Annotated in this window: 3 protein-coding genes; 1 reads left to right on the forward strand and 2 read right to left on the reverse strand. The window is 62.6% G+C overall.

Features of this window, described 5'->3' with window-relative positions; translation table 11 throughout:
* Together EN939_RS26915 and EN939_RS26925 are read right to left on the reverse strand one after the other, a co-directional pair.
* A partial coding sequence (locus tag EN939_RS26915; RefSeq protein ID WP_206528345.1) for a histidinol dehydrogenase occupies nucleotides 1–703 on the reverse strand: 703 nt, incomplete at its 3' end.
* 201 nt (nucleotides 704–904) lie between these two features.
* The gene (locus EN939_RS26925; RefSeq protein WP_127270780.1) at nucleotides 905–1678 is read right to left on the reverse strand and encodes an SDR family NAD(P)-dependent oxidoreductase; all 774 of its coding nucleotides are present in this window, start codon (nucleotides 1676–1678) and stop codon (nucleotides 905–907) included.
* A 130-nt stretch (nucleotides 1679–1808) separates the two neighbouring features.
* On the opposite strand from EN939_RS26925, the gene EN939_RS26930 reads away from it, so the two are divergent.
* Nucleotides 1809–2912, forward strand: coding sequence for a histidinol-phosphate transaminase (locus EN939_RS26930; RefSeq protein WP_127270781.1), 1104 nt, complete (start codon nucleotides 1809–1811; stop codon nucleotides 2910–2912).
* Nucleotides 2913–3212: the final 300 nt, after the last annotated feature.

A 3212-nucleotide genomic window follows, 5' to 3' on the forward strand; every position in this document is an offset into this window, starting at 1 on the left:
GGCCTGTGTTGATGACCGACGACAGCACGCTCTTGGCCGCCACCACCCACGGGCTGCCGGGGCCGACGATCTTGAGCGCGGGCTTCACCGTCTCGGTGCCGTAAGCGACGGCGGCAACTGCCTGGGCGCCGCCGCATTTGTAGACCGTGCCCACGCCGGCGAGACGCGCGGCGACGAGCGTTGCCGCATCCACCGAACCATCCGATGTCGGCGGCGTCACGATGGCGATCTGCGGCACGCCGGCAATCACCGCCGGCACCGACGTCATCATCGTCACCGATGGAAAGGCGCCCTTGCCGCGCGGCACGTAGAGCGCAACGGATGCGATCGGCGTGTACCTGTCGCCGGCGTAGGCGCCCGGCCGGACTTCCTTGAGCCACATCGTCTCCGGCTTCTGCTCCTCATGGAAATGCCTGATGTTGTCGATGCCGAACTGGATGCTCTCGACCACATCCTTTTCCACCTTGTCGAACGCCGCGTCGAACTCGGCTTCCGACACCTGCAGTTCGCCCTCGGCGACATTGGCCTTGTCGAGTTCCCTGGCGAAGCGGATCAAGGCGGCATCGCCTTCGTCCTTGACGGCCTGGATGATCGGCCGGACCTTCTCGACGAAGACCGTCAGATCGGCCTCGGCGCGCTTCAGCAGACTGGCGCGCTGGTCGGCATCGATGGATGACAAATCGTGGAAGCTGATGTCGGACATAACTGCTCGTCTCCTGGAACTCTTGGAACGCAATGACGGTTGGCCCGTGGATGGCCATAGTTCTGCGGGTCGACAGGCCGACCGGGGCAAGGATCAAAGCCGTCGAGAGGCTTCACCGGGCAAAAGTATATACATGTATGTATGATAGTCGCCAGCAATTTTTCCATCATCCGTCGAAACCACGGAGACAAACCTGCCTCGTCAGATCGAGGCGAGAAAGCCGCCATCGACCGGAATGGACTGGCCGGTTATGTAGGCAGCCGCATCCGAAGCGAGGAACACGGCGATGCCATGCAGGTCGTGGAGGTCGCCGAAACGACGCTGCGGGATTTTGGCCAGCATGGAGTGCTGCCATGCCTCGTTGCTGTAGAAAACGTCGGTCATCGCCGTCCTGAAATATCCCGGCGCGATGGCGTTGACCCTTATGCCAAGCTCCGCCCACTCCGCCGCAAGGGCGCGGGTCATGCCGAGCAGGCCCGACTTCGACGAGCCGTATGGCACCGCGGTGGGAATTCCGACTTCGGATGTCAGCGAGCACAGATTGATGATGGCACCAGGACGGCCGGCATCGCGCATCTGCCGCGCGGCGGCCTGGGCGCAGAAGAACGCTCCCTTGAGATTCGTGTCGACGATCCTGTCCCACAGCGCCTCGTCGACATCGAGCGAGGGCCGCACCTCCTCCACGCCGGCATTGTTGACGAGAATGTCGAGACCGCCAAGCAGGCTGGCAGCCTCTGCGGTGGCTGCGCGGCAGCGACCGACATCGGTGACGTCGAGGGCAACGGCATGCGCCACCCCGCCGGCGGCGCGGATGGCTGTCGTTGTGTCCTGTAATGACGCCAGGCTGCGCGCCGAGACCGCGACGTCGGCGCCGGCGGCACTCAGCGCTTCGGCGATGCTGCGCCCGATGCCTCGGCTTGCGCCGGTGACAAGCGCCTTCCTGCCGGAGAGATCGAAGAGAGAAGCGTTGCGCATGTGATCCTCCTTGCCGGCGTCGGTTTCCGCTTCAGCGTCGAGACTATCAGATCAAGTTACATATACAAGCATATACAAACTATTTCGACTACGGTACGGATGACGAAATCCACCGCAGAGGAGCCCACCCGTGTCGAAAGCCTCGGATATGGTCCGCACCGAAGTCAACCGTTTGTCGCCCTACAATTCCGGGCTCACCATTGACGAGGTCATGGAGCGATACGCACCGGCCAGGATCGCCAAACTGGGCTCCAACGAAAACCCGCTCGGGCCCAGCCCGACGCTAGCCACGACGATGCATGCCGGCTCCGAGATGTTCCGCCTCTATCCCGACCCCGCCGGGCGCAAGCTGCGCCAGGCGATCGGCGACAAATATGCCGTCGCCGAGGGCCAGATCATCCTCGGCAACGGTTCCGAAGACCTTCTCTCCGTCATCAGCCGTGCCGTGTTGCGGCCGGGCGACGCGGTCGTCACGCTCTATCCGTCGTTCCCGTTGCATGAGGACTACGCAACGCTGATGGGGGCGACCGTCAAACGCGTTGTCGTCAACGACGATCTCACCATCAATGTCGATGCGCTGGTCGAGGCGGTGCGCGAACGGCCGCGCATGCTGCTGTTTTCGAACCCGATGAACCCGGTCGGCAGCTGGCTCTCCGGCGGCGATCTGTCCAGGGTTCTGGATGCGGTCGGCGACGAGACGCTGATCGTCATCGACGAAGCCTATGCCGAATATGCCAAGGGCGACGATTATGCATCGTCCCTGCCCTATCTCGAAAAGCTGGGCCGGCCCTGGATCGTGCTGCGGACCTTTTCCAAGGCGTTCGGTCTGGCCGGATTGCGGATCGGCTTCGGCATCGTCGGTGACCCGGAGCTGCGCGCGCTGCTCGATCGCGTCCGCACGCCTTTCAACGCCAACGCGATGGCCCAGGCGGCCGCACTCGCGGCACTGGCCGACGACGAACACCTTGCCAGGGTCGTCGCGCTGGCCAATGCAGAGAGAAAACGCGTCGAGACTTTCCTGGCGAGCAAGGGCCTCGATGTCGCTGCCTCCAGGGGCAACTTCCTGTTCTTCAACTGCCGGCAAGATGCTTCCGCCTTCGTCGAAGGCCTGCTGCGTCACGGCGTCATCGTCAAGCCGTGGAAGCAGCAGGGTTTTGACACCTATGTGCGAGTCAGCATCGGCTCGACAGCGGAGAACGACCATTTCATGGCCGTTCTGTCGGAGCTGTTGTGAATACACGCTTTGGTCGGGATTCGGACGGGCAAGTTGACCCGCGCCTTGCGGCTGCGATGTGCCAGTTCGGACACGATGACACTCTGCGGTGCAGTTCGTTGAACGAAGGCAATAGATTTTTTGGGCTTCAAGCCGACAGCAGGCCTTAACTTTCGCGGCGTGGGTTTTTACATCTCGGGGGTCTGCAAACGATCGACGCTGAGGAGGCTCCCTTGCAGCAACCAGATGACATCGCCGCCCGCCGATTGGGCATTCTCATCGAGCAATATGTGGAAGCGCGCAAAAAGCGCTACGACTATG

Source organism: Mesorhizobium sp. M7A.F.Ca.CA.002.05.1.1 (genome assembly GCF_003998335.1).
Classification (GTDB): Bacteria; Pseudomonadota; Alphaproteobacteria; order Rhizobiales; family Rhizobiaceae; genus Mesorhizobium.